This window comes from Streptomyces sp. RPT161, assembly GCF_027533845.1.
Lineage (GTDB): Bacteria > Actinomycetota > Actinomycetes > Streptomycetales > Streptomycetaceae > Streptantibioticus_A > Streptantibioticus_A silvisoli_A.
This window is the reverse complement of the sequence record NZ_JAPZVN010000004.1, coordinates 441,603-467,750: the sequence shown is the minus strand read 5'-3', so window position 1 is coordinate 467,750 and position 26,148 is coordinate 441,603. Positions and strand designations below refer to the sequence as shown.

Here is a 26,148-nt window from a genome sequence, read left to right as displayed (position 1 = left end):
GCGCCTCGAACTCCCCACCCACCAGGAGCAGATGAACACCACCCCGGCCACAGGCGCAGCAAGGTATCCCGCTGGACCGTCCAACGGCCGGTCCCACGGGGATGCCTCCGCCCCAGGGGTGGCGGAGGCGCTCGGCCACCAGGGGGTGCCCGAGGAGGACAAGCCCGCCGCCGTCGATGCTGTGCCGTCGCTGCCGCGCGCCGCCGACGAAGCCGCCTTCCACCGTGTTGCCCGCCGCCGCAAGCGCAACAAAGTCCGCCGCGTAAAGCGCATCGATGCCCGCTACAGCGACGACGAGTACGCCAAGGCCCTCGCGAAGGCCCGCTCGATGAACGTCGCCGGAGCCAACCTCGTCGGCACGGCCGTCATGGCATTCGTCGACGGCGATCTGACCCTGCCCAGCCAGCGCACCGCCATCGACGACTACATCGACGAGATGAACGCCCTGCGTGCCCAGGTCGCCCACATCGGCCGCAACGTCAACCAGATCGCCAAGGTCCTCAACTCCGGCGGCCATCCACAAGCTGTGGATGGCGCTGTCCTGGCTCAGGCGGAGCGGACCCTCAACGCGGTAGGCACCGCAGTCACACAGATCGACCGGGCCGCTTACCGCGCGGCGACCGGCAAGGCAGCCGCCTGAATGATCGCCAAGATCACCAACGGTAAGAGCACCGGCAAACTGATCGGCTACCTCTACGACACCAAGAAGGCCAAGGACCACACCGACCCACACATGGTCGCCTCCTGGGACGGCTTCGCCCCCGACCCCGGCCGCGCCCATGACTTCACGACAGCGAAGGACCAGCTCGTCCAAGCCTTGGACCTGCGCGTGAAGCAAGCCGGCGACCGAGCCCCCATCCAGCACGTGTGGCACTGTTCCATCCGGGCCGCGCCCACCGACCGCATCCTCAGCGACGAGGAGTGGGCCGACATCGCCCGCCGCGTCGTGCACGCCACCGGCATCGCCCCCGACGGCGACCCGGACGGCTGCCGGTGGGTCGCCGTCCGTCACGCACCCGACCACATCCACATCGCCGCAACCAAGGTCCGAGGCGATCTGCGCCCCGCACGCCACTGGAACGACTACCTCACCGCCGACAAAGAACTCGCCGCCATCGAGACCGAATACGGGCTCCACCAGGTGGTTCGCGGTGACCGTACTGCTGCCAAGCGGCCCACCCGTGCTGAGAAGGAGAAGGCCCAGCGCGAAGGCCATCAGCTCACCGCCCGCGAGCGCCTACGCAGCACTGCCCGCGCCGCGGTCGCCGTCGCCACCAGCCCGCAGGAGTTCCTTCTGCTGCTCGACGGGATGGAGGGAGTGCTCGTCGACATCCGATACTTCCCCTCCGGGGACGTACGCGGCTACAAGGTCGCCCTCAAGGGCGACACCAACGCCGAAGGCGAGCCAATCTGGTTCTCCGGCTCCGAACTCGCCCCCGACCTGTCCTTCCCCAAGATCAGCGAACGCCTGGCCGCCACCGAACTGCCGCCCGCCAACCAGCAACCGAGCACCGGGCGCACGCCCAACCCGTGGCACCAGGCAACAGCGGCAGCCAGCCGCATCCCCGACATCCTCGACCACGGCGACAACGACGCGGCAGCCCAGGCCCACCTCGCCGCGTTCGGCGAAGCCCTCGACGCCCTGCCCCTCCTCGCACCGAAGTCCATCCGTCCCCAACTCAGCCAGGCCGCCACGGCCTTCGAGCGCGCTACCCGCTCCCGCCAACGCGCCGACCACGAGCACGCCCGCGCCCTACGCGGCGCTGTTCGAGCCATGCGCAGCCAACCAGTGACCGGCGACGGAACCGGCCTGGCAATGTTCCTCGACGCCGCCGTGCTGGTGGTGATCGCGGCAGCCCGCTGGCACGAGCTGCGTCGGCACGACCAGCAGGTGGCCGCCGCCCGCCAGACCCTGCTCCACCTTCAAGCCGCCTACCACCAAGCCGCCGCCGCACCGCTCGCAGCCCTGGCCCAGCGCAGGCCGCCAGCGCAGCTCGTGAGGCACTACGTCGATCAGATACGTCAGACCCTTCCGGACTACGCGGAACAAGTCCTCGGCGACCCCGCCTGGGACGCCTTGGCCGCGGCCCTCGCCAACGCGGAAGCCGCCGGGCACGCGCCAACCACGCTCCTCCAACACGCCGCCGACCAGCGCACACTGGACGACGCCCGCTCCCTGGCCGAAGTCCTGACCTGGCGCGTCCACCGCCTCACACAACGACCAGCCCCCAGCGGTCGGGCTGCCCAGGCCAGCAGTACGGTAGCCCCGCGAGTGGCACGCTATGCCCAGGTCGAGTCGGTTCCCCCGCGCCAGCTCGGCTCTGAGGGACCGCATGGGCGGCGGCGCTGACGGTCTAGAAGGCCAATGAAGATGTTGGAAACGGGCCGTTCCCCCGTGGGCAGGGTGGCCCTTTTCCCATGGCCAGAGGGTAGTCGCAATCAGGGTCCAGATTCCGTGGCGGTGGGTGAGCCCGAGGTTGATCAGGCAGCGGAGGTTGAGGGCGGTGGCCCGGTGGTGGATGCAGCGTTCGCCTTTGATGGTGCCGTGGCAGGGCAGGCGGCCGTTGCCTCAGTGGACGAGCCAGGCGATGGTCCGTTCAAAGGCGGGGCGCCAGCGGCGGTAGTCGGCAAGCCACTTGGGGTCGGCGGCTTACTGCCGGGCGGATTACTGCAACTGGTGGTGCGCAGTGCGACGCCCGCCGGTGTGTGCTCCCGCACGCCTCTCCTCTGGAACCGTCGGTTCCGCTACCAATGGAGACGCAGACGCATGGCGCGCATTCGCACTCGGGAGGCATGGCATGGGCGAATTCACCGATGTGGCAAGGGCGATGAGCGACGACCCGGAGGTCGTCGAACACACGGGCCAGCTCGTCCTCCTCCTGGAGCTGGACACCGCGGGCCTCGGCGACCTCGCCACTGGCCTTCCGATGATCATGGAGGCCGCTCCGGAGGGTGCGAGCGTGGAGGAGCTGATGGCGGCACGGTGCGAGGCGCTGCGAGCGGCCTGATCGTACGCCGCGCGGAGCCGGAGACGCCGGATGGGGCCATACGAGTACGCGCTGGCCGGAGTCCTCGGGGCATGGCTCCTGCTGACGGCAGCCGCCCAACTCGGGCCGGTCTGCCCCCAGGTGGAGGTGTGGCAGCGCCGCTTGGACCTGTTCGGCCTCGTGCCGAGATACCACTTCTTCGCACCCAAGCCGGGCACCCACGACTACCACCTGCTGGTCCGCACGGTCTCGCCCGGCGGCCAGCGCGGAGCGTGGCGTGAGGTGACGCCCGTGTGGCGGCGGCGCTGGTGGAACGTCCTGTGGAACCCCGACCGGCGTCACCACAAGCAACTCTTCGACCTGGCCACCACGCTGGCCGAGGCCGACCTCACCTGCTCGGACCCGACCACTCCGCAGTCGACCAGCTACCTCCTGCTGCTGCGCTACGCCACCGAGCAGGCGCGGGCCGCGGTCAGTGAGAGAGCCGGTGACGGGGAAGTGTGCGTCCAATTCGTCCTCGCGCAGACGGCGGGGGAAGGCGCGGCAAGTTCGCCCGAGGCCGTGTTCCTCTCCAAGTGGCACCGGATCGGCCGATGAGCCTTGCCCCCGCCGCTGCCCTGCGTCTGACCGAAGTGCTGGCCGCCGCCGGTGTGTTGCTCTGCTCCCTGGAGTACCTCGCCCGCCCCCAGATGCTCGCCGACACCTCTCTTTCCAGCTGGCCGGTCCTTCGGCTGCGCCGTCCGCGCTTTGCGACGGGTGCCCTGGGCGCTGCCCTGAGCCGGACCGTGTCTTACCCCCGAGTTCTGGCAGTCCTCGCGGTCCGCGCGGCGGCAGCCGCCAGCCTGATCCCCACCGAACTCCACGGCGCGGTGCACACCGCCTTGCTGGCCACCATCGTGGTGTCGACCGCCGCCTTGAACCTTCGGGGCCTCAGCGGAGGCGAGGGCGCCGACCAGGTTATGAGGATCACCTTCTGCGTGCTGCTCCTGACCGCCGTGCACCCGACCACGGCGACCATTCGGCTGGCCCTGTGGTTCCTGGCCCTTCAGGCATGCCTCGCCTACCTCGTCTCCGGCATCTACAAGCTCACCTCGCCCGTGTGGCGAGACGGCACCGGCCTGGCCTGCGTACTACGCACCCGCCGCTACGGCCACTGGCGGCTGGGCGCCACCCTCACCGCACACCCAGCCCTGGCACGAACAGCGTCCCTCGGGGTCAGCCTGCTGGAAACGGCCTTCCCCCTGGTACTGATCGCCCCGGCATCCTGGCTCCCCGTCTTCCTCGGCGCTGGCCTCCTCTTCCACCTCGGCTGCGCCGCGATCACGGGCCTCAACTGCTTCGTCTGGGCGTTCACCGCCCTTTATCCGGCAGTCGCCTACGTCGTCCTCAGTGGCTGATGAACGAACTCCGCAGACAACGAACACACACCAAGCCGTCGCCCTGGGCCTTCGAACTGGAGCGGACGAAGTCCAAGCCTGAGCGGCTCGTCACCTGGCGCACCTACCCCCTGCGAACCACAAGCAACCGGCACTCCCGCACGTGGCACACCGAATGCGCCTGGGCCAGCCCCTGTCGAGACAGTTCGTCGCCGTAGAGGCTGGCCCTGTGCCGCCTCGGCATGGGTACCGTTCTGGTGACGAAGCCTGACCGGACGGAGGCACGATGCCCTGCCGAACGCTTGAGCACAGCAGGCCCACTAACTCGCAGGAGGTGGCCTGATGTTGGAGGAAGCCGAGGAGATCGGCCGTCGGGCTCGTCGTGCCCGCCTCCGGCTGGGGATGCCGCAGGCCGACCTCGCCGCAGCTTTGGGGAAGACGCAGGGCTGGGTGTCGAAGATGGAGCGCGGCCTGATCGAGTTGGACCGCGTCGGGATACTGAACCTGCTCGCGTCCGAACTGCACGTCCATCCCAACGACCTGATCGGCCGCCCGTACAACAGCAGCCCGGACCAGAACCAGTGGCAAATCGCCGCGTCGTCGATCCTGCGGGAGCTTCGCCGCTACGACCTGACGCCGGTGTTCGACGGCACGCCGCGTTCGGCGAACAAGCTGTGGCGGGAGATGACCCGCCTGCACCGGCTGCGGGACACGGCGGCCAACGTGGCGATCCTGCGGATCCTGCCGGACCTGCTCCGCGAGGCCCGTGCTCTGGCCGAGGTCGCCACTGGCCATGAGCGGGAGGAGGCGTTCGCGATCTACGCGGTGTGCTGCAAGTTCGCCCACACCGCCGCTCACTCTCTCGGCCATCCCGAGCTGATCGCCATGGCCTGTGAACGGGCCGCCTGGTCCGCCTCGCTGTCCGGAGACCCAGTGATGACGGCCGTCGCCGACTGGATGCGTGTGTGGGACATGTGGGCCAGCGCTGATTGGGACGACTCTCTGTCCTTGTCTGACAAGGCTCTTCGTACGGTTCAGCAAGATTACGAGCGAGGCGATCCGCTGGCCGTGCGGGCGTGGGGTTCGCTCCAACTCCGGGCGGCCGTCTCAGCGGCGCGGGCTGGCCGGGCCTCGGAAACCGAGGACCGCATCGCGCACGCAAAGGCAGCCGCTGAGCGCATGACCTCGCACACCGGAGCCCCGGTGTACGACCGGCACTCGCTGACGTTCTCCCCCGGCAACGTCCAGATCCACGCCATCAGCGTGGCTCTGGAGTTGGGCGAACAACGCAAGGCACTGGCCATCAACCGGCGCACCAGCCCGGAGCTGGTCGCCGCCCTGCCCAACTCCCGCCAAGGACACCACCACATGGACCTCGCACGAGCCTGGCTGTGGGACGGCAACCGCGACAAGGCCCTCTCCGAGCTGGAACAGGCAGAGCAGGTCGCTCCCCAGCTCGTCCGCAACCATCCCATCGCCCGCTCCACCCTGCGCAGCATCGTCTATGCCGAACGCGCAGCCACTCGGGAGAAGTTGCGGCGCATGTCCGACCGCTTCCACCTGGACGGATGAGGGTCGTATTCCTCCGATTCATATTCGGCCCCTGAGCCGTCCCTACCTTCAGGGGCATGACCGGACGACCAACTCCCCATCTGCCGTCGCAGGGGGCCGAGTTAGGCACAGTGGCCCCGTTCATCCCCCAGCTCGGCGACCTCGCCGCCGACACCGCCCAGGGCGGCCGTGTCGGCGTCGTCGTCGCCGTCCCCGGCGCAGAAGCCGCGACCTACCACCTGCGCCCACTTGGCGGCGGCGTCGAATGGTCCGCCCCCGCCGACGGCACCACCTTGCGGCCAGTACCCGCTAAGGCCACCCACGCCACACTGACCGACCATGACGCAATCTGGGACCACCGCGCCGAGCAGGGCGCGCTGCCGATCCTGGTGCACTACGAGGACGGCGGCACCAACGAAGCCACGCTGATCCTGACTCCGAACGCCTTGGAAAGCCTGCACGCCCAGGTTGGCCGCATCCTCACTGAACGAGCACAGGCACCAGGGAGCTTGTCGTGAGCGCGCGGGGCCGCCATCGCCCCACACGACGCGCCGAGACCGGGCACCGGCTGCCAGGCGGGTTGGACCTGATCTTTCTGGCCGTGATCGGGCTCGCACCGGCCTGGATCCTGCGCCACGAGATCCCGCAGGTGGTCGAACTCTTCGCCGCCGGGCAACCCGCCCCCGTATCAGCACCGGACACCTCCGGCCCCGGCATTTAAGCCGCTCCGGCATCCGGCCTGGGAGCCCCCGGGTGCCGGAGCACCCAGCGCCGCCCGCCCCCGTTGCGGGCGGCAGGGCAGCCCAAATGCCCACGTCAGGCTGCCCACAGGAAACCGTTCTGCCCGGCAAGCCAGCGGCTCGGCCTGCCGGGCGGAACGGGACTCACCGCGGTCTGTGCCAGATGGCACCCGAGCGGCCTGCCCGTCGCGTCGATGGGCGGGCCTGACCACCAGGGAGGGGAACCGTGGACATCCCGTACACCGTCATCGACCAGCTCAGCCCCGACCAACTTCGCACCTGGAAGACCTACTTCGGCGATGCCGACCGGCCCCGCTACATCGAAGAAGGCATCTGGCGCCGCACCCAGGAGGAGGCCACCGCCAGCCAGTCCGGCTGGAGCGGGGACGGCGACGCCCGCCGCCGCATCATCCACTACCGCTACCGGTACGGCCTCGTCCCCACCACCGCGGCCCCGGCGATCGGCCTGACCGACCTGTACCTGTACCACTGTGCAACGGCACCGGCCGACGAGATAGCCGCCCACGAGGACGCCGTCAGGGCCGCCCTCGTGGCCGGAGGATGGAAGCAGACAGGCGGGGCCCCGTGGACGCGCCGTGACCTGCGGTGCAAGGTCACCCCGTATGCGCTGCACCCACAGGACGCTAAGGCCCGACGTGGGCTGCGGTCGGATTACCGCAGTCTGGACGTGCAGATCACCTCGGCCACGTACGCACCACCGCCCGCGTTACGTCAACTGCCCTGGGATGTGTTGGCCTCCGGTATCCGCGTCAAGGACCAGCGCGGCAACCCGACCATGATCCCCGACCTGTCCGTCCTGGCCGACTTCCTGCCCTTCCAGGTCGAGATCGGCTGCGGCACCTCCGTTGAGGCTGGCATCCCGCCCCTCCACCGGCTCCACGAGATCTACCGCGTCACCGACCGCCAAGGCGACGAACCGCGCGAGCACCGCTTCATTCTGTCGCCAGCCTCCGACCCGCTGCTGCAGGAGGTGCTCACCGAACCGGAGGAGAAGGCCGCGGAGTTCGTCGAGATGTTCAAGGCATGCTTCCTGGCCGAGCCCACCTCGGCCATGTGGGCGCTGAAGGAACTCCACGACGCCGGGTACCTGGTGGGACCGGTCATCACGAACAACTTCGACGTCCTAGCGGCCCGCGTCGGCTTGGACGAGTGCTTCATGCGCCGCTACGACCAAGTCGTGCCGGACGTGGAGTTCGTCGAGGGCGCGAAGGCCCTGCTCGTGGTCGGTCTGCACGCCGATCGCCGCAAGGTCCAGGCACGCGCCCGTCAGCGCGGCATGAAGGTCGTCTACCTCGACCCCGAGGGCTTTTGGCACGACGGCCAGTTCATGCCCTACCCCCTGGAAGGCCCACAGGACGACGACCTGGTGTGTCGCGCCACAGCGGAGAAAGCCCTACCCGAATTCGTCAACCTCCTCTCAAAGAGCGGGCGTTGACCCTACCTGCGCGATGAGGGTCGGGCCGGTGGCTGGCGCTAGCGTGGCGCCCTTGACCGGCCCGGACCCAACCGGGCGGGCGAGAAGGGAAAGGAGCGTTGGCCCCATGCGCGTATCCGTCATCGGCTGCGGCCACCTGGGCATCCCGCACGCTGCGGCGATGGCCGAGATCGGCCACGAGGTCATCGGTGTCGACCTGGACCAGGCGAAGATCGACCGGCTGAACGCTGGCGAGTGCCCCATCTACGAAGAGGGCCTGCCCGAACTACTGGCCGCCCACACGGCGTCCGGGCGCTTGCGGTTCACTACCGACCTCGCAGAGGCCGCAGCCTTCGCCGACGTGCACTTCCTCGCCGTGGGAACCCCGATCGACGCCGACGGACGCAGCTACGACACCGGCCAGGTCTTCGGCGTGGCCCGCGCACTCGCCCCGAACCTGATCCGCCCGTGCGTAATCATCGGCAAGTCCACCGTCACCGTGGGCACCACCCGCGACCTGGCCGCTCTCCTGGCCCGGCTCGCTCCCGCCGGGGACGGCGTCGAGGTCGTGTGGAACCCGGAGTTCCTGCGCGAGGGCCACGCGATCGAGGACACCCTGCGCCCCGACCGGATCGTCGCTGGGGTGCCCTCCCAGCACGCCGAAGACGTCGTGCGCGAGGTCTATGCGCCGCTGCTGCGCGACCAGATCCCGCTGTTCGTCACCGACCCGGCCACCGCGGAACTGATCAAGGGCGCCGCCAACGCCTACCTCGGCATGAAGATTTCCTTCATCAACGGTGTCGCCGACATGTGCGCCGCCGCAGGAGCCGACATCCAACAACTCACCGAAGCCATCGGTGTCGACCCCCGCATCGGCAAGGGCGGGCTGAACGCCGGCCCGGGATACGGCGGCGGCTGCCTGCCCAAGGACGTACGCGCCTTCACCGCCTCCGCCCGCGCCCTCGGCGCCACGGCCGCCGCCACGTTGCTGCGGGCCGCCGAACAGGTCAACGAGTCCCGCCCGGCAGCGGCACTCACCCTGATCGAGCAGACCCTCGGCCGAGCCGTGGACGGCGTGAAGGTCACCGTGTGGGGCGCGTCCTTCAAGGCGGGCACCGACGACGTACGCGAATCACCCGCCCTGGCCATCGCGACCCTCATGCACCAGCGCGGCGCGAAGGTCACCGTCCACGACCCCCACGCCGTCCCCACCGCCCTCCTACGCCACCCCGAACTCGACTACGCAGAAGACCTGGAGGAGTCCGCCAAGAGCAGGGAACTGATCGTGCTGGCCACCGAGTGGCCCCAGTTCCGCGACGCCGACCCCAAGGCCCTGGCCACGGTGGTCGCAAACCCGACCCTGGTGGACCTCCGCAATCTCCTCGACGCCGATGTCTGGCGCGCGGCCGGATGGACCGTACGCCAACTCGGCCGCCCCGCACAGGAATAGCCGACACAACAATCGGAGACCGTCATGGACGACCTGTGGGACAACATCGAGAAGCTGTCCACCGTCTGCCGCAAGGCCGGTGAACACCTCCCCGACGAAGAACTCAAGAGCCTCCAGATCGGCAAGGTCGCCGAAGAGGCAGGCGAAGCCATGCACTCCCTCCATGGGTTGAAGGGCCTGACCACCTGCGGCGACGCCCACGGATGGGACGAGGTGCAAAACGACCTCGTCGGCGCCGTGATCGCCGCACTACTGGCCATGCACTACATCGACCCCGACGGCGCCCGCACCACCTTCGCCGAGATCTTCCACCGCCGCACCCGCAGGGGCCGCGAAGCCGCCGCAGCCTGACACCGCTCCCCCGACGAGCGGCGGTCGCGTCCTGCGGACGCGACCGCCGCGGCATGGCAAACGCCAGACACAGTGAGTCGACGAGAGGACGATGGCTGGCGGAAAGGGGAGCGATGACCGACACCCAGCTCCAGCCGCAGAGCACCCAGGCCACGGGCGTGGCCGTACTGATCACCAACAGCCAAAGCGAGTACCTACTGCACCTGCGCGACAACATCGAAGGCATCTGCTGGCCCGGCTACTGGTCCCTGATCGGCGGAAGCCCAGAACCCGACGAACCGCTGGCCGACGCCATCGCCCGAGAACTGAAGGAAGAAACCGGGCTCACCGTCCCCCTACAAGCGTTCACCACCGTCCAGCAGAACAACCCCGAGCACCTCGGCAAAGGCCCCATTGCCATCTACCAAGGTCAGTGGGACGGCGACGCCTACGCCCTCCCCCTCACCGAAGGCATCATGCTCCACTGGTTCCCAGCCACTATGCTCGCCCGGCTCCGTGTGCCCCCGTGGTGCCAAGAAGCCATCCGGCTCCACCATTCGGTGTGATCACGGAGTGATACGTCGCTCCCATAGCTCAGGGGACCCATGGCTGACCTGTAGCCAGTGAGGTTGCCACCGCCGTCCCTCAATGCACGGGCGGCGGGTAGCGCTTCCGACACCGGCCTGTCCCCGCCGAGCTTCACGCAAGGCGGCGGGCCGCGGCAGCAGCCGTCTGCGCTGCCTGTGCTTCCTTTAGGCTTCCTCGGCGTGCATGCATCTCGGCCAGGCAATCCCAGATGTTGATCGCCTCCAGGTAGTTTCCGGCGTTCTGATGTGCGGATGCCGCCTGCATGAGGGCAGTGACCATCTCTGGTTCGCGGGCCTGCGCCAGGACATATGCAAGGGTGAAGCACGCTTGGGCCTCGGCCCCGTGATCACCGGTCTCCGCGTAGAGACGGCAAGCAGCGCTGTACGCTGCGGTGGCCTCGCCACGACCCATGGTGTGAAGTACGCCGGCCAATCCCTCCCAGGCACCAGCCTCGCAATGCTGGTCTCCAAGCTGCTGATAGAGGTCGCGGGCGCGGGCATAGGCACCACAGGACTCCTCGAGCTGCCCCTCTTGAAAGAGGACCATTGCGAGCCCTACCGAGGCATTGGCTTCTCCATGGAGATCAGCGAAGCGGCGGAAGATGTCACAGGCGCGCCGACAGGCGGCGGCTGCATCAGCAGGGCGTCCCAGCTCACGAAAGAGGGTACCCAGATGGGACCAGGCGTGAGCCTGGCCTACTGGCTCGCCTAGCTCTTGATAGATCGTCAGCGCCTTCTGAAGGGCCCGTACAGCCTCGTCGGGACGTTCTGCGTCGGCTAAGGCCAGACCCAGGTTGCTGCAGGCGAGTGCTTCACCTTGGGTCGTGCTGGCGGCTCGGTAGATGTCGCGGGCGCGGACATGCGCGGCAGCGGCCTCGTCAAACCGACGCAGTCGACGCAGGACCACACCCAGACCGCTCCACGCGATGGCTTGCGCCGACGGCTCTGTCGCCTCATCCCGCAAGGTTGTTGCGAGCATGAGCCATTCATCGAAGTAGCGCTTCCGGTCGAAATACTCCCCGAGAACAGCGAACAGGCGCGCAGCTTTTGATGACTCCCCATGCTCACATGCCGTGACGATCGTGGCCGTGATGTTCGCCCGCTCGGCTTCCAGCCATATCAGTGCTTCTGACCGATCGGAGAATCGGCCTGAGGCCGAGGTGACAGCCGTGGAGCCGAGATGCTCGGCAGCAGCCGCGGCGGTGTCCGAGTAGAACTGGAGCAGTCGTGCGAACGCCGCACGGTGTGCGGCCGCAGTGCACGGGTCGTCCACTGCCTCCTCCCGCGCGCGTTCCCTGGCGTAATCGCGCACCAGGTCGTGCATGGACCAGCGCCCGCCCCCCTGGTCGAGGAAGTGCGACCGGGCCAGTGAACGCAGCGTCAAGCGAACGTCTGCTGGCGAGGTGTTCGTGAGGGCCGCAGCGGCCTCGAGGGAGAAATCCGGTCCTGGGCTGAGGGACAGCAGACAGAACAAGGCTGCCTGGTCACGTTCCAGAAGCCGATACGACAGGTCGAACGAGGCCCTCACACCACGTGCTCCGTCGTGAAGATAGGGTAGGACGGAGCGTCCCTGTGTCAGAGCAATTACCAACTCGGCTACCGAGCTGCAATCCGTTATCAGCACCGCGGCGGCGATACGCAGCGCAAGGGGCAGACAGCCGCACAGCTGCGCGAGTTCCATGAAGACAGAATCGTCTTCCTCGGCTCGCGAGTCGCCCGGATTGGCCACCAGAAGAACATTGCGTAGCAGGTCGGCGGCGGCCTCCGGGGCCAAGGCGCGCAGGGCCACCAGACGGGCGTCGAGCGCGGCAAGGACCTCACGTGAGGTCACCATGAGCCGGTGCGGGCCAGGCGCGGGTAGCAGCGGTCGGACTTGTTCGGAGGCAGAAGCGTTATCGGCGACGATCAGTACCCGCCGCCCCTCTAAGGCCAAGCGCGTCAGCTGCGATCGATATTGCCCTGCGCGTGCGTCCGGCAGCGCGGAAAGTTCGCCACCGACGGAGTCGAATGCAGCGAGGAGGGACTCCAGCGCCTGGTCGGAGGTGGTGGGCTGCTGATCGTAGCTGCGGAGATCCAAGAAGAGTACGTCCGTGAACCATCCGCGCACCAATGCCTCGTGCGCGGCGCTGAGGGCCAGGGCTGTCTTGCCCACACCGGCCATCCCGCCGACCGCGACCACGGTGGGCGATGCACTATCAGGGCGCAACACCTCAAGGAGCATGGCGTGCTGTTCTTCTCGGCCGATCAGGGCCGCAGGAGGCGCTGGCAGTTGGTAAATGCGGTCCGTGACGGCGGGGCGTGCCATTCCCTCCGAGCGGCGGGACGCAGGCACAGCGGTGTCCAGAAGGTCCAGCAACGGCGCGTTATCAATTCTCAGTGCCCGCGCCAACGTGGCGACCGTGCGAGCCGAGGGGGGAGGGTTCCCGTCGTTGACCGCCTGGCTCACCGTCGTGCGGCCTAGCCCGGTCCGCGCGGCCACCTGCTTCCAGGAAATCCCGGCCTCAGCCTGTGCCCGCCGCAGGCGTTCCCGTAGCGCGGCCAGCGCCTGCGCTGGCTCTCGATCGACTCCCACAGCGGCTCCGTCCTTCCGGTCCTGCTCTCGATGTTCATCCTGGTCCGTCCGAACCTCGACGAACGCAGCAACGGGCAAAGTCGAAAGAGATCGAATGATCTCGGACGAGGAGAACCACGTGCATGTAACTGCCGTCGCCGCCCTGTGCCTCAGCATGGCTGCGCTCGCGGGGCTTATCGCCACCCTGGTAGGCTGCGTCGCCGCCGTACTAGCTAGGGCGAATGGTGCCGCCTACCCCACCGCTTTGCACCGAGCCGCAGTCGCATTCGGCGGGACGTTGACACTGATCACGGTAGTCGGGGGTGCCGTAATCGCTCTCTGGAGCGCAAACGCTCCCTGAACCGCGACCACTTCCCGAGTTGCCTGCTTCAAAATCACCGCAACACCGCGTGCCGATGAGGCTTCATCGGCAACGGGCTGGAGAACCGTCTGGTGCCCCATGAACACCACCGATGCCAGCTCAGAGTTCCTCCGGCTTCTGCGACCCACCGTTCTACTGCAACCCCGTCGCGACCTCCGCCGCCTACTGCACTGGTCCGCCTGGCGCCACCACCAGCATCAGGCCGCCAAAGCCCACCGCCGCTGGAACAACATCACCGCCGCCGCGACGCCACGACGGAGAAGCCGTAATCAAGAGCTACAGCTGCCACGTCTGAGTTGAGCGTGGGCTCCACCCTTTATCCGCGGGATAGCGCGAGCTGGGCCGTTGCGGCGGGTGGTGGTCGGCTCGTCGGTGGTCGGTGTGGCGACCCTGCCGAAATTGGCGCCGCACCGGAATGCTCAGCACGCTCTTACCCCGCTGAGGCCCGCCCGAGGTGAAGCTGGTGCTGCCGCTCCCAGGGACGACCGCACGGTTTGCAGATGCAACGGGGCCGTGCGTCACTCAGCAACGACGGCCCTCTGCTGCGTCGTGAGCCGCCGAATGGGGCCCGTCCACCTCGGCGTGCCCCATACGTGCCCTCCAGTGCGGTGAACCACGGTCATCAAGAGCCCCGTCGTGCGTCCTCACTGACCCTTCTTCGCTCGCGTCTTGCCTGATCAGGGGGCAAATGGATCACTCCGGCGCCGTTGATTCCCAAGCTCAGAGCGCGGGTTCGATTCCCGTCACCCGCTCCACGGCAAAAGGCCCAGGTCGGATACCTGGGCCTTACTTGTTGCCTAGACCTGTTCAGGCTCTGCGCGCCCGTCCGTACCCGATTCAAACGGAGGCAGCCGTTCCTCCGGCGGCTTCGTCGTGCCCGGCGCCTTCGGAGTCGATGCATACGACCGCGTGCCGGAACGGCGACTGCCCTGCCCGGCACATTGAGCCGGGCAGGGCAGTTGGTGGCTCAGCAGGGTCAGGGCACGTAGTGGTAGGTGTTGCTGTCCCACAGCGAACCTCCGGCGTTGGGGCCGCCGCCGCTCTTGTAGACCACCAGGTTCCCGTCGTCCTGCATGATGGCGTAGGCGCCGGAGTGGCCGTAGGTGCCGCTGGACCACAGCGCACCGCCGGCGTTGGGGCTGCCACCACTGCTGTAGACCACCAGGTTCCCGTCGGTCTGCATGTACAGATACGCGCCGGAGTGGCCGGAGGTGCGGCTGGACCAAATGGCCGCGCCGTCATGCTTGCGGTACATGACCAGATTGCCGTCTAGCTGCATCACCAGCCGGGTGTACTGCGCCTGCGTCCACCAGCCGGGCCTGAGCTTCTGGCCCGAGCCGATGATCTGCGAACGCGCGTAGGTGCCGTCCGACCACAACGCACCGCCGGTGGTGGGGCCGCCGGTGCTCTTGTAGACCACCAGGTTCCCGTCGTCCTGCAAGGTGGTGTAGGCGCCGGAGTGGCCGTAGGTGCCGCTGGACCACAGCGCGCCACCGGTGCTGGGCCCGCCGCCCGCCCGGTACACGACCAGATTTCCGTCTGGCTGCATCTCCGCGTATGCACCCGGGTTCCCGCCCGTCCCGCTCGCCCAGATCGCCGGACCGTGCTGCAGCGCGCCAGTGTTCAGATACGCCACCAGATTGCCGTCGCTCTGCATCAGCAGTGTCATGTTCGCGCTGCTCAGGCTGTCTCCAGCAACCAGCCGCTCCCCTGGCAGCAGGGACGTGCTCTCGGCGGGGATGGCGGGTGAAGTGGGGATGTGCGGGTCGATCAGGTGGATGTTCTGCTGGGCGTCGAGATATGTGATGCCGTTGCTGGCCCTGTCGACCGCCCACCTCACCCTTCGGTCATCCGGCACCGGCCCGGCTGGCAACGCAGCCAGATCACTGGTCACCGCGCTGTCGGTGTGGACATCGGTCAGCACCAGCTTCCCCGCAGCCGTGTCATGCGTGACCACGAAACCGTCACCGAGTTGCGCCAGCCCCGTAGGCACCGACATCTGCGCGCCGGTTGCGATGTCCACCACCCCGGCGGGGCCGGACACCCCGCACGACCAGTACAGCCATCGACCTGCAGCGGCCTGCAGCTCAGTTGGCGCACAGGACGCACCGGTGACCACCGTCTGCTCGTTGCGCTCCGTCGCCGGATCGACCGCATTGATCGAACCGGGGGTGGAGCCGGTCACCCACAGCGCGCCAGCCGACAGCGCCGCGCCGGTGACCGGGCGGGTGTACAGCAGATTGGCTTGCGTCTCGATCTTGGTGTCGATGATGTACTGCTTCCCGGTGGACCCGCCGTCGTAGACGACATAGCGGCCGTCCGAGTCGACCAGGCTGCCGCCGGTCGCCTGGGGGGTGAACACGGCGCCGCCTGCCCCCACCTGCTCTATGGCCACGGCGTCCCCGGAGGAATCGTAGTTGGGCCACAGCTGCATGATCGTGCCATTGGCGGCTTCCATCGGCGGCTCGCAGCCGGGCGCCGTGTCGCAGTTGCTCGGCGCGATGCGCTGCCCGTCGTACATGTGCGCGCCGTAGGTGGGTGTGGTGCCTCCCAGCTGGACGGAGCGGAGATAGGCGGTGTCAATAAAGCTGGGTGGGCCGTCGTTGCGTTCAAGGGTGTACAACTGCCCCGCCGTCAGTGCCAGTCCATCGATCGGCGCTGGCAGGGCCGGGTCGGAGTCCTCGGATGCCGTGGCCAGAGCGCCGGTGGAATCGGCTGTCACTTGGCGGGCGGCCCAGTCCGTGGCCGACGGGCCGCCCGGCACGACGATGCCGTTCGGCGTCGACCGCAGGGAGCGCGAATCCACGTGGGCGAGGACTGCGCTCAGGCTGCTGCCGCTCAGCGGCATCGAGTAGAGCGGGTAGCCGGCGAGGTCCTCGAGGGTCGGGGAACCGGTATGGGCCTCCTGGTAGTTGACGAGCACGGTGTCCCCGACGAGGGCCAACTGCGGGCTCACTACCTGGAATCCGTGTGGCACCTTTGGCGGCAACGGAACTTGCACTGCGGTCTCCGCAGCGGTCAGGTCGGAGCGCGGCAGTAGGTGGAGGGTGACCGGCTGGTTGGCGGTGTAGGTGTACCACCCGACGTACGTGGCACTGGCCACCCCGCTGATGGTCGTTGCCGCCGGCAGGGCGCTGAAGACGGGTGTCACCTGGGCGGTGGACAGATCCAGCACCGCGAGCCGATCGCCGGCGTTGTCGGTATAGCGCACCAGTACTGATTCAGAGTCCCCTGCCAGCACCGTCGTCCCGACAGTTGCGCCCGCTGGCCAGCCGGTGACCTGCGTGTCGGTTTGCTGTCCACCCGACAGGCTCAGGATGTGCAGCGACGCCGAGGTGGCGCCAGATCCTGCGAGGGTCAGCACACGTGATCCGAATGTTCCGAGATAGGTCTGGCCGCTCGGCAGGGTGATGACGGCCGTGGTTCCCGCATCCATGTCCTGCAGTTGGACAGTGGAGCCGGAGGCAGTGGCCACAATGTCAGCGCCCGCTCCGTACTTGCCGGGCACATTGCTGAAGTCGGCGGATACCGGCATGTCCGGACCACCCGAGTACTTCGTCCAGACGAAGCCGGACTGACCCTGCTGCTTGTGCAGGAATCCGCCGGGACCCGCGAAATCGACCAGGTCCGTGCGTGGTATCTCGCTAAGGGCGGCCGGAATGACAGTCTCGGTGGGGGCGTTCGCAACGGCCACTGGTGCCGCGACGCAGGCGAGGCCCGAAATCACGACAAATGACGCGGCGACAGCTACGCAGCCGCGTATGAGGGGGCGTTGGGCCACCCGTTCCTCCCCTAAAGGCGACGAAGGCATGGGGAGGGTGAGGACCAGTGACGGCGCACTTGCCGTCCTGGTCGGCCCGCCGTGCGAAGCCCCCGGCAACTGCAACCGCCCCCCTGCAAGTGGCCGCAGAGTAACAGCATTTTCAACTACCGCGGAAGATACGGCAGTGGCTGATCGGTCCAGACGGTCTTACTGGCGTAGGAGTCGCAGCCACTCCAGTCACCGCGCGAGTTGGACGACCGGTGGCACCGTGCCAGATGCCTGTCAGAACAAGCGGAAAACCAGGGTCACCAACCCACGCGCCGCTCCCGGCCCGAGGCGCTGACCAGCGCCGGCGTGTGCAGGACGCGTCCGCGGCACGCCCCGGCGATGATTCGGCGCATCGCGTCGTGGAAGTCGGGCAGGCCGTCCTCCCCGGTGAGGCAGTCGTTGGTGCCGAGCGATACGGACAGCACATCGGGCTCGAATCGGCCGATGAGGTGGTCGTGGGCAGCGAGCACGTCGACCGCGCGCCACGCGGAGACGCCGGTATTGACCACGACGTCGGTGAGCCGGTCCAGCTGCCACCGGACCCGCTCGTGCAGGTGCTCGACTCAGCCGCGGGCTCCGTGGGTGTGCAATACGGCCTGGGTGATGCTGTCCCCGGTCGCCACCCAGGTCATGGGCCCGTCCGACAGCCGAATCATCGTGTTTCTCCTCTGGTGCCCAGTCGCCGCGTGTCCCTGACGACCCTGGTGCCCGGTCGATACGCCATCGTGCCCGTTCAAAGTCATTCGCACATGCCAGCCCCGAGGCACCGGCATGGCAGGGCCCATCGGATCACCTTGGGCACGCGCCGCCGACAGCAGCCACGCACGAGCCCTGCGTCTCAGCGCTCGGCCGAGTTAGCGGACCCACCTGCGTTGCGTCTGACACCGGGACCTTGGGTGCCGCCCTCGGCTCGGTCTTTCGGGCATAGGAAAGGCCCCGCGTTCCCCTCACCGGAGACAGGGGCGGGATCGTTAGCCTTTCGCGAGCCCCGGGCTTCAGGGGGATCGTCTGGCCCCGCTTGAAGAGCGCGCTGCACCTCACGCCAAGCGCGGATGATCCCAGGAAGCTTAGACAGCACCTCGGCGATCTGCGTCAGTAGCAGCATGACGCAGCCAAAAGCAGCAAGAATCACCAGCGTCACGTTGTCCCAGCTCATGAGTTCTGTCCCGGCGTCCGCTGGAGCGGTGCTCGACATCCCTGCAGGCTGAGCGTCGCGCCCCCCAACCGCACTTCCACGCGGTCGCCAGCATCGTGCATCGTGGCACCTGGGATACCAACCTGGGGAGCTGTCAGTGATGTTGCGACGTCTTCGACGTAGGGAAAGCCATTCCATCGAAACGTCCATCGGTCCGCCGAGCCCCACAGCTGCTTCCCATATCGTCCTTCGCTCCCGTCGTTGAGCCAACCAGAACGTTGCAGGGGGTCAGAGAACCAGTTGCCGATCGCCCAGCTGCCTTGAGGGTCCTGAGTCGCGATTCTGCTCGCGAGACCGGCCAGCAGGCACTCAGCGTCTGCGCCCATCCGGGGCACTTCGTCCAGTTGTGTCTGCTCCACCGTGGTCAGCGGTTTATCAACTGAGTAGAAGTCCCAACGGGGGGAAGAACGCCGCGAAGCACCCCAGGTGCCGGACGGGCTTCCTGTGACTACCAGTTGGGCGCCCGTGGGCAGATGACGCGCAACGTAGGTGCGCCGACCACGGAACTCTTCGAATCGGAGCCCCGGTAGAGAGCCCCCTCCGTCGCGGCTGGGTAGGAGGTACGGTGCCACGTTGTGCGGAACGTCCGTAATGAGGACGAGCCGGTTGTAGCGAGGCGACACCGTGATGTCGTAAGCCACGAGCGTGTGCAACCCCCACCGAGCAGGTGGACGAGCCTCTCCGAGCCCCAATCGGTTGAAAAGGCCAAGTGCCAACAGAGCACGAAAGGTGCGCTGTTCGCTCAAGCAGGTGTCGAGACCGAGTGACCCGTCCCGTGGAACCCCTGCGAACGCTCCCGCTTCAGGCTCACCAGTGAACCTCGCTCGGGTTCGGGCAATGTCCTTCTTCACACTTTCAGGCATGCTGATACCTCGGTGCCACCCGGCTGGCGCTCTCGGTCACATACCTCGTGAAACTCCAAAAGTTCACGCGGAGTTGGGTGCACTACACCCATCTGCAGCGTCCGCAGGTGCCGGGCCTGTGGATACATTGCCGCCCTTCGACTCTCCGCGAGCCGAATGTGGGAAGCTTAGCGGATGGTCGAGCGGGTACGGGCGGAGTTGCACAGAGGCCGCTAGGCAGGTGCCTTTCTGGTCCCATGGCGTCTGCCAGCTCACACGGCGATCGGCCCGCACCACAAGCGCACCAGATCTAGCGGGACACAGCGGGGTATCACGGTGAGAGCAGCCGCAGCCGTCGAGCCCTCGGCCCAACCGCTTACCAAGGTCAGCACCCAAACCGCGCGCGAATGGTCGCAGCTTCGAAGCCCAGAGCGGGGGTTCGATTCCCGTCACCCGCTCCACGCGAAAGCCCCAGGTCAGCGACCCGGTGCTTGGTTGTTATCTAGACCGCGCCAAGCCTCTCGCACTAGATACGCACCAGAAGGGCCGCCATCGCCCTTCTTCCGGCGCCCGGACGCGAGCGCCCACCACGTCGGCTGACTTTGGCCCGGCAAGAGAACCGATCGATGCCAACAGGCGGGCTGGAGATGCCCGCGCCTCTCCAGGGTCGGAGCATGCCTTGCTCTCCAGTAAGCCCCAGACGTAGATGAGGCAACTGCCCGCCGCATCCTGCGGAGTTACTTCGTCGACTGGATCCTGGCCACAGACGGCCTGCTGACCCAGACACGCGCGCAGAGGAAATTGGCTGCGCTCATTTACCGCACAGCGCTGTTGGACGTTCCTGAAGGCGTGGACGTGCCCGCCTTCTTTCGCCTGAACCGCCTGATGGGCGTGAACCCGAAGACCGGCAAGCCCGTCCTCACTGAGCTGCAGCAGATGGCGGGTGGGTCCGAGCCAATGCTCCCCGAGCCACGGGGCGGGTGCCACGGACTATCGCGGCGGACCCATCCCTGCCGTTCACCGCGGTCTTCCGCAGGTGGCGCAGTGTTATTGGACCAGTAGGCGGGCTGCGGGCCGGGGTGGTTCTGTCAGTGGCTGAGGTGGGCCATGTGCTGGGGGTCGACGATGCGGTCGAAGTCCTCGGGGCTGATGTAGCCGCTGGCGAGGGCGGCCTCGCGGAGGGTGGTTCCCTCGTCGTCCGCCTTGTGGGCGATGCGGCTGGCCTTGTCGTAGCCGATCTCGGGGGACAGCGCGGTGACGAGCATCAAGGAGCGCGAGAGGTACTCGTTGATCTGGTCGCGGTGCAGTTCGGCGCCTTCAACACAGTACGTGCGCAGCTTCTCGCTGGCGTCTCCGAGGATGCGGGCGGAGTGCAGGAAGTTGTTGATGATGACGGGTCGCATGGCGTTGAGTTCGAAGTTGCCCTGACTTCCCGCGAAGGCGATGGCGCTGTCCTCGGCCAGGGCCTGGATGCAGACCATCACCATCGCTTCGCACTGGGTCGGGTTGACCTTGCCGGGCATGATGGAGCTGCCTGGTTCGTTGGCGGGCAGGGCGAGTTCGCCGATGCCGCAGCGGGGGCCGGAGGCGAGCCAGCGGATGTCGTTGGCGATCTTCATCAGGGGGACGGCGAGGGCGCGCAGCCCCGCGGAGGCAGCCACCATGGCGTCCAAACCGCCTTGGGCGGGCGAAGGAGTTGGCCGCCCTGCGGAAGGGGTGGCCGGTCAGTGTTGCGATCTCCCGTGCTACCTGGGCGCCGAAGGATTCGGGGGTGTTGAGGCCGGTGCCCACGGCGGTGCCGCCGACGGCGAGTTGGTGGAGGCCCGGCAGGGTGGCCTCGATGCGGTCGATGGCGTCGGTGAGCTGGGCGGCGTAGCCGGACCACTCCTGGCCCACGGACAGTGGGACGGCGTCTTCCAGGTGGGTGCGGCCGATCTTGACGATGTCCCACCACGCGTGGGACTTGGCTTCCACGGCCCGCTGTAGTTCCCGCACTTGAGGGAGCAGGTGCTCGTGGAGTTGGCGGACCGCGGCGATGTGCATCGCGGTGGGAAAGGTGTCGTTGGAGGACTGGCCCATGTTGACGTGGTCGTTGGGGTGGATCGGCGTCTTGGATCCCAGGGTGCCGCCGACGAGTTGGACGGCGCGGTTGCTGATGACCTCGTTGACGTTCATGTTGCTCTGGGTGCCGGAGCCGGTCTGCCACACGTACAGCGGGAAGTGGTCGTCCAGCGCGCCGGAGATCACCTCGTCGGCGACGCGGGCGATGAGGTCGGCCTTCCACTGGGGGAGGCGGCCCTCGCGGCCGTTGACGAGTGCGGCGGCCTTCTTGACGTAGCCGTAGGCGTGATAGACGGCCTTGGGCATGCGGTCGTCGCCGATGGAGAAGTGGATCAGGGACCGCTGGGTTTGGGCGCCCCAGTACCGGTCGGCGGGTACCTCGATGGCGCCCATCGAGTCCGTTTCCCGCCGGGTCCCTGTGGCGTCGATGCCGATCGGGGCGTCCCGCACCTTCGGCGGTTGCTCGGTTTCGGCGCGCCGGTGCCCGGTGGTCATGTCGATGCCTCCTGCCCATCGGGCAGTGATCCGTAGGCCGGCTGCCACATGGCGTCGTGCACGGCCTGGACAAGGTCGTCCGGCTGGCGGTTGGCGACCTTGTCCGCAACCGCGGCACGCACGACCGCCTTCGCGACGACGGCCGAGGAGGCGCGCAGGTTCTTCACCGGGGGCAGCAGGGGCGCGCCGGGGGCCCGGGCGTCGACCTGCCCGGCCACCGCCTCGGCGGCGGCCAGCAGCATTCCGGCGGTGAGCCGGTCGGCGCCCGCGACGACGGTGCCCAGGCCGAGGCCCGGGTAGAGCAGCGCGTTGTTGGCCTGGCCGATGGAGTGGCGCACGCCGCCGTACTCGACGGGGTCCACAGGGATGCCGGTCGCGGTCAGGGCCTTGCCGTCGGTCCAGGCCAGCAGGTCTGCCGGCATGGCCTCGATCTTCTCCGTGGGGTTGGACAGCGGGAAGATGATCGGCCGTTCGACGCCCTTGGCCATGGCGGTGACCACCTGCCGGTCGAAGGCGCCCGGCGATGTCGAAGTACCGATCAGGATGGTCGGGTGGACATGCTGGACGGTGGTGAGCAGGTCGATCCCGCCCTCCGCCCAGCCTCGGACCTCGGCGGCGGGCCGCGCGTAGGGGACCTGGTAATCGCGCAGGTCCGGCATGCCCTCCAGCAGCAGCCCCTGCTTGTCGATCAGCCACACCCGCCGCGTGGCCTCCTGCGCGTCAAGACCGTCACGGACCATGGCGTCGCGCAACTGGTCGGCGATGCCCACCCCGGCGGTGCCCGCACCGAAGACGATGACGCGCTGCTCGCGGAACGGCACGCCGGTGACCTTCAGCGCCGACACCGCGGCGGCCAGGGTGATGGCGCCGGTGCCCTGCATGTCATCGTTGAAGATCCGGTAGCGGTCGCGGTACGCCTCCAGGATTCGGCGGGCGTTCCCCGGCCCGAAGTCCTCGAAGTGCAGCAGTGCGTTGGGGTACAGCTCGGATACCGTCTCCAGATAGGTCTCGATGAACGCGTCGTACTGCTTACCGCGTGCCCTGCTGTGGCGTATGCCCAGGTAGAGGGGGTCGTTGAGGAGGATCTCGTTGTCGGTTCCGACGTCCATGACCACTGGTACGCAGCGGCCGGGGTGCAGGCCGGCTGCGGCGGTGTAGACGGCGAGCTTGCCCACCGAGATCTGGATGCCCTGCACTCCCCAGTCGCCGATGCCCAGGATCTCCTCGGCGTCGGTGACCACGACCAAGTCGACCTCGTCGGGGTGGAGCTGGAGTGTCTCGAACGAGCGACGCACATCCTGTGGTCGGTCGATGGACAGGAAGACCCCGCGGGGTTGCCGGTACTCGTGGCTGAACCGCTTGATCGCCTCGCCCACCGTCGGGTCGTAGACAACCGGGAGCAACTCCGCCAGATGGTCCCGAAGGACCCGGTAGTACAGCACCTCGTTACGGTCGTGCAGTTGCTCAAGATTGACGAACTTCGCCAGGTCGGTCGGCTCCTCCCGCAACTGCTCGTAGGCGCGCTCAACCTGCTGGTCCAGCGTCAGCACCGCGTCGGGCAAGCGGCCCACCACCCCGAGACGCTCGCGTTCCTCTGCCGTGAACGCGGTGCCGCGATTGGTGAGCGGGTTCAGGAGGACGGGGGGCGTGTGCATGGGCATGACGACTTCTCCGTCGCTCTCGACATCATGCGTTTGCCGGCCCGCCTCCATTGTCGGCCAGAAGGGTGACGTAGGCCACTCGGGGGACGCTGGTCCGCCGACCTGCGACATCAGGCCCGAGACGACCGTCAACAGGCCACCGGCGGCAGACCGCATCTCCCGCGATCGCATCTCCCGCCTTGCCGGTGCTTCCGCATCGCGTGGACGTGGCAGGAGGGGATGGAGGGTCGCGCCCTCACCGTACTTCTGTGGCTTCGCCTGCTGGCGGCGTACGTCGATGTCGATGTCGGCGAGGTTGCGCTGGTGCTCCCTGGACTCAGCGTCGCACCGCAACTCGAACGCCGCAGGCGACGAGTTCCTGCCGTTCTCGCGTCGCCCCGGTGTCGAGGCGCGAGACACTGATGCAACGATGAGGCCGTCATGGATGCGGGGCTGGACTCTCGGGCGGCACGGGCTGCGATGTTCGCAGCCGTCTGTGTGCTGCTCGCCGCCCTCGGTCACGTGATGATGTCCGGCGTCGGCGTCCCGTGGTGGGCCCTGACCGGCGCGTTCACTGCCGCGGGGGCGGTGGGCTGGTGCTTCGCGGGCCGGGAGCGCGGCCCCGCCTTCGTCACGGCGGTCACGGTGGCGACCCAGTTGGGCCTGCACTCCCTCTTCGCGGTGAGCCAGGTCGCGGCTGGGGGGACCTCGCGCGGCGGCGAGTCCCTGGCCCAGCAGTGGGCGAGAGTGCTGCTGTGCGGCATGGACCCGGCGACCAAGCTGTCATCCGCCGATGCCGAACGTATCGTCCGGGCCGCCGGACTCGGCGACCAGTTGGGCGGTCCTCCACCCGGCGTGGACTCCATGAGTTCCATGGGCTCGATGGGCTCGATGGGCTCGATGGGCTCGATGCAGGGAATGGGCTCGATGAGCCATATGACCTCAATGGGCATGCCACACATGGCCGGTTACGGCAGCGCCTACGGAATGCTGGCGGCCCACCTGCTGGCCGCGCTGCTGTGCGGCCTGTGGCTCGCACACGGCGAACGCGCCGCCTTCCGGATCGGCCGCGCCCTGGCCGCCCGGCTGTTCACACCGCTCCTGCTGCTTCTCCGGATCGCCGAGCCGCCACACCGGCCGCGAATCCGTACCGACCGCCGTCAACCGGCCCCACGCCTGCGGTCACTGCTTCTCGTCCACGCCATCACCACCCGGGGTCCACCTCGCGGGATCGCTGTCGCCTGACAGCCGAAGCCACTGACGCCATGCCGTGCAGCGGCGCCCCCGCACGGGCGCGCCGACGCTGTCGTGCGCCCGCGTCAATCCCCGCGACCGCCGCGAGGCGTACTCCGTAGGTACGTGTACGCCCACCGCGGCCGTCCCACCATGTCACCGGGCTGCCCGAGTGCTGCCCGGATTCAGCGAAGGACCCCAGGTGATGACCCCTGCCCTGACGCCCGTCCTACCCGATCGGCGATCACTCCCAACGGGCACGCCCGCATCGAAACGAACGGCTCCGGCGCGTGACGACGAGTCAACGACGGCGCTGGCGCTTGCCGCCCGGGACGGCGACCCCGACGCCGTCGAACGCTTCGTCCGCGCCACCCGCCAGGACGTACTGCGTTACGTCGCGCACCTGAGCGCCGATCCGCAGGCCGCCGACGACCTGACACAGGAGACGTACCTTCGGGTGCTGCGCAGCCTGCCCCGTTTCGAAGGCCGCTCCTCGGCCCGCACCTGGTTGCTGTCGATCGCCCGACGCACGGTCATAGACCGCTTCCGTTTCGCCGCGGCAAGGCCCCGCCTCTCGGACACGGCCGACTGGCAACTGGCCGCCGAGCTGGCCCAACCGCGCGGACTTCCCGGGTTCGAGGAAGGCATAGCGCTGGCCGAACTACTCGACGAGCTGCCCGACGAGCGCCGGGAGGCGTTCGTCCTCACGGGCCTACTCGGCCTGCCGTACGCGGAAGCCGCCGCGGCGACCGGTTGTCCCGTCGGCACCGTTCGCTCCCGCGTCGCGCGGGCCCGGACGTCCCTGATCGACGCGATCGAGGCATCCGAACGGGAGAACGGCTGGCGTGGGACCGCAACCCTCAAGGCCGCCGTCTGACCCGCAGTTCCGAGGGTGGGCCGTCGCTCCTGTGTCGGCCCACCCCGGGCGGGCGACCGCACGGGAGGGGGCCCTCCCCAAGTAGTCGGGTTACAGGGCCCGCTGGTTCCCGGCAGGCGCGGCACTGTCGAAGCATCGGGAGGAGCACCGGAAGCACAGCGCAACGCCGGTGTGCTCCCGCATCCCGCGACCTTGCTTCTCGACCGACCCGCCGGGTATGACCAGGACAGTCGGCATAGCCCAAGGCCGAATACCCATCGGGAGGTTGAGATGTCGGGCACAGAAGGTCTGGAGCAGGTCGCGACGTTCTGCGGCAAGTGCAACTGCGGCTGCCCCCAGCTTTTCGTCGACCCCTCGGCCACGGCCGACCGCCGGGTCGTACTCACCGACGACTTCGGCCAGCGCGTCCAGATGAGCGCCGACCAGTTCTCCTCCCTTATCGAGGACGCCAAGGCCGGAAGGCTGGACGGCGTCATCACGGCCTGAGGCGGTACCGGGCCGCGGTCACGGGCGCCCTGCCGCTCCGGCGGCAGGGCCACCGCCGCGAGCCTGGACGAAGCGCTGTTCCGCCTGCCGATCCGCGGGACGTGGACATGATTCGCGAG

At 68.1% G+C, this 26,148-nt stretch carries 20 protein-coding genes and 1 pseudogene; 15 read left to right on the top strand and 6 right to left on the bottom strand.

Annotated features, from left to right (window positions below; genetic code table 11):
* The first annotated feature begins 118 nt into the window (after positions 1–118).
* The 12 genes from O5O46_RS13155 (at position 119) to O5O46_RS13100 (ending at position 10,435) form a co-directional block, all read left to right on the top strand.
* Entirely contained in the window at positions 119–640 is a 522-nt protein-coding gene (locus tag O5O46_RS13155; RefSeq protein WP_333482366.1) for a MobC family plasmid mobilization relaxosome protein, read from the top strand.
* Positions 641–2,350 (top strand): relaxase/mobilization nuclease domain-containing protein, encoded by a 1,710-nt coding sequence (locus O5O46_RS13150; RefSeq protein WP_269855541.1) that lies wholly within the window; start codon positions 641–643, stop codon positions 2,348–2,350.
* A gap of 448 nt (positions 2,351–2,798) precedes the next feature.
* Positions 2,799–3,008, top strand: coding sequence for a hypothetical protein (locus O5O46_RS13145; RefSeq protein ID WP_269855540.1), 210 nt, complete (start codon positions 2,799–2,801; stop codon positions 3,006–3,008).
* A 30-nt stretch (positions 3,009–3,038) separates the two neighbouring features.
* Positions 3,039–3,584: a hypothetical protein gene (locus O5O46_RS13140; protein WP_269855539.1), complete on the top strand. Its 546-nt coding sequence runs from the start codon at positions 3,039–3,041 to the stop codon at positions 3,582–3,584.
* Entirely contained in the window at positions 3,581–4,384 is an 804-nt protein-coding gene (locus O5O46_RS13135) for a hypothetical protein (RefSeq protein ID WP_269855538.1), read from the top strand. The genes O5O46_RS13140 and O5O46_RS13135 overlap by 4 nt, the downstream gene beginning before the upstream one ends.
* A 321-nt stretch (positions 4,385–4,705) precedes the next feature.
* Complete coding sequence (locus O5O46_RS13130) at positions 4,706–5,935, top strand: helix-turn-helix domain-containing protein (protein WP_269855537.1); 1,230 nt, start codon at positions 4,706–4,708, stop codon at positions 5,933–5,935.
* A gap of 56 nt (positions 5,936–5,991) precedes the next feature.
* Complete coding sequence (locus O5O46_RS13125; protein ID WP_269855536.1) at positions 5,992–6,432, top strand: hypothetical protein; 441 nt, start codon at positions 5,992–5,994, stop codon at positions 6,430–6,432.
* Positions 6,429–6,635 (top strand): hypothetical protein, encoded by a 207-nt coding sequence (locus O5O46_RS13120; protein WP_269855535.1) that lies wholly within the window; start codon positions 6,429–6,431, stop codon positions 6,633–6,635. Before O5O46_RS13125 ends, O5O46_RS13120 begins: the two co-directional genes overlap by 4 nt.
* A 245-nt stretch (positions 6,636–6,880) precedes the next feature.
* The gene (locus O5O46_RS13115) at positions 6,881–8,110 is read left to right on the top strand and encodes a hypothetical protein (RefSeq protein WP_269855534.1); all 1,230 of its coding nucleotides are present in this window, start codon (positions 6,881–6,883) and stop codon (positions 8,108–8,110) included.
* Between the two features lie 106 nt (positions 8,111–8,216).
* Positions 8,217–9,539 (top strand): UDP-glucose dehydrogenase family protein, encoded by a 1,323-nt coding sequence (locus O5O46_RS13110; protein ID WP_269855533.1) that lies wholly within the window; start codon positions 8,217–8,219, stop codon positions 9,537–9,539.
* A gap of 24 nt (positions 9,540–9,563) precedes the next feature.
* Positions 9,564–9,890, top strand: a complete 327-nt coding sequence (locus O5O46_RS13105) for a MazG-like family protein (RefSeq protein WP_269855532.1) — start codon at positions 9,564–9,566, stop codon at positions 9,888–9,890.
* 113 nt (positions 9,891–10,003) lie between these two features.
* Positions 10,004–10,435: an NUDIX domain-containing protein gene (locus tag O5O46_RS13100; protein WP_269855531.1), complete on the top strand. Its 432-nt coding sequence runs from the start codon at positions 10,004–10,006 to the stop codon at positions 10,433–10,435.
* 133 nt (positions 10,436–10,568) lie between these two features.
* On the opposite strand, the gene O5O46_RS13095 is transcribed toward O5O46_RS13100, so the two are convergent.
* The 6 genes and pseudogenes from O5O46_RS13095 to O5O46_RS13075 form a co-directional block, all read right to left on the bottom strand.
* Entirely contained in the window at positions 10,569–13,184 is a 2,616-nt protein-coding gene (locus O5O46_RS13095) for an ATP-binding protein (protein ID WP_269855582.1), read from the bottom strand.
* A 1,181-nt stretch (positions 13,185–14,365) separates the two neighbouring features.
* Complete coding sequence (locus O5O46_RS13090; RefSeq protein WP_269855530.1) at positions 14,366–17,275, bottom strand: hypothetical protein; 2,910 nt, start codon at positions 17,273–17,275, stop codon at positions 14,366–14,368.
* A gap of 182 nt (positions 17,276–17,457) precedes the next feature.
* Positions 17,458–17,709 (bottom strand): hypothetical protein, encoded by a 252-nt coding sequence (locus O5O46_RS13085; RefSeq protein WP_269855529.1) that lies wholly within the window; start codon positions 17,707–17,709, stop codon positions 17,458–17,460.
* Positions 17,710–20,325: 2,616 nt separating this feature from the next.
* A complete protein-coding gene (locus tag O5O46_RS35320; RefSeq protein ID WP_333482365.1) occupies positions 20,326–20,901 on the bottom strand; it encodes a lyase family protein in 576 nt (191 codons plus the stop codon).
* 85 nt (positions 20,902–20,986) lie between these two features.
* Positions 20,987–21,691 (bottom strand): annotated as a pseudogene (locus tag O5O46_RS35315) (lyase family protein); the annotation flags it as partial.
* A gap of 98 nt (positions 21,692–21,789) precedes the next feature.
* On the bottom strand, positions 21,790–23,454 hold the full coding sequence (locus O5O46_RS13075) for an NAD-dependent malic enzyme (protein ID WP_269855528.1): 1,665 nt from the start codon (positions 23,452–23,454) through the stop codon (positions 21,790–21,792).
* 420 nt (positions 23,455–23,874) lie between these two features.
* Here O5O46_RS13075 and O5O46_RS13070 point away from each other — a divergent pair, with 420 nt between their 5' ends.
* The 3 genes from O5O46_RS13070 (at position 23,875) to O5O46_RS13060 (ending at position 26,029) form a co-directional block, all read left to right on the top strand.
* Positions 23,875–24,678, top strand: coding sequence for a hypothetical protein (locus O5O46_RS13070; RefSeq protein ID WP_269855527.1), 804 nt, complete (start codon positions 23,875–23,877; stop codon positions 24,676–24,678).
* A gap of 193 nt (positions 24,679–24,871) precedes the next feature.
* The gene (locus O5O46_RS13065; RefSeq protein ID WP_269855526.1) at positions 24,872–25,543 is read left to right on the top strand and encodes a sigma-70 family RNA polymerase sigma factor; all 672 of its coding nucleotides are present in this window, start codon (positions 24,872–24,874) and stop codon (positions 25,541–25,543) included.
* 270 nt (positions 25,544–25,813) lie between these two features.
* Positions 25,814–26,029, top strand: coding sequence for a hypothetical protein (locus O5O46_RS13060; protein ID WP_269855525.1), 216 nt, complete (start codon positions 25,814–25,816; stop codon positions 26,027–26,029).
* Positions 26,030–26,148: the final 119 nt, after the last annotated feature.